A 1074-nucleotide genomic window follows, 5' to 3' on the forward strand; every position below is an offset into this window, starting at 1 on the left:
TAATTTGCTATTAGTATCTTTTTAAAAATATTTACAATTATTTTAATAGGTTATGCAAGAAGTCTATTTAAACAATGCAATAGTTTTTGTATTGTAAACATTGAAAATTGCTTATATACAAATGCTAATGGTTCAAAAGACCGAGATGATTTATTACGATTACTAGGTGTAATTGAAGACCATAGAGAAAGATTAATATTATCTGCAAAATCAAAGTTTAATTTAATATCACCAAAATATACTAAATCAGTTGTTAAAAATATGGAAAATTTAAGTAAATATAATGATAGTTCTGTATGAAAATATGATAAAGATAATAATTTAACTTATGAATTTGGTAAAGGTTGAAAATATAATAATGAAAAAATAAGTAATCATTTACGAGATGCAATTATTATTGCTAATTATGAGAGTTAATATTATGAAACATTCATATAATCAAAAAACAGGAAAATATTATTCTTGTAAAATTCGGAATGTTAATATTTATTTAAATACAGAACAAGAAGAAATATGAAATGAATTTAATGGGTTTACTTATTCTCAACGAATAGAATATCTTATCAACTTTTATATAACACACAATAAAGAAAAATAAAAAATAACCTTAATTGGTTATTTTTTAAATACTATTTGTTAGTTTTCGAATAGCATCTTTTTGTGCTTGTTTTTTGTCATTTACTTTAACTTGTTTTTTAACATTTTTAATTTGACCTGTTTTTAATGCTAATTCTGTTGCATAATCAGGTCCTCGTAAATGTTTTTCGTGGGCAATAACAGCAGTTCTTAATTCTCTGATTTCTGCTTTATATTTTTTAATTTTTTTAGCAGATAATCCAAGAATACCAAGACTACCCATTCCACCTGCACCTGCTAACACAAGTAAAGCAATCATTAATGTTTCGTTCATTTTCTTTAATTCCTTTCTTATCCTTACTAAAACAGTGGCCATCTATTCTTTCGGAACAAAATAATTTATAAATTAAACTATATAACCACCCAAAAATATCAGTCACCTCTATATATAGTTTATTTTAAATTTAATTCTTTGTTATTTTCTTCTGTTATACCATC

At 23.7% G+C, this 1074-nt stretch carries 3 protein-coding genes; 2 read left to right on the forward strand and 1 reads right to left on the reverse strand.

Annotated elements, in window-relative coordinates; all coding sequences use genetic code 4:
- The first annotated feature begins 261 nt into the window (after positions 1–261).
- Both EHU54_RS05930 and EHU54_RS05935 read left to right on the forward strand, forming a co-directional pair.
- On the forward strand, positions 262–417 hold the full coding sequence (locus EHU54_RS05930) for a hypothetical protein (RefSeq protein ID WP_400249475.1): 156 nt from the start codon (positions 262–264) through the stop codon (positions 415–417).
- Positions 418–421: 4 nt separating this feature from the next.
- Positions 422–598 carry a hypothetical protein gene (locus tag EHU54_RS05935; RefSeq protein WP_400249477.1) on the forward strand — a complete coding sequence of 59 codons (177 nt, stop codon included), beginning with the start codon at positions 422–424 and terminating at the stop codon, positions 596–598.
- 24 nt (positions 599–622) lie between these two features.
- Here the strand turns inward: EHU54_RS05935 and EHU54_RS05940 are convergent, their stop codons facing one another.
- Positions 623–910 carry a hypothetical protein gene (locus EHU54_RS05940; RefSeq protein ID WP_400249478.1) on the reverse strand — a complete coding sequence of 96 codons (288 nt, stop codon included), beginning with the start codon at positions 908–910 and terminating at the stop codon, positions 623–625.
- Positions 911–1074: the final 164 nt, after the last annotated feature.

It is taken from the genome of Spiroplasma sp. ald, from assembly GCF_044714355.1.
Classification (GTDB): Bacteria; Bacillota_I; Bacilli_A; order Mycoplasmatales; family Mycoplasmataceae; genus Spiroplasma; species Spiroplasma phoeniceum.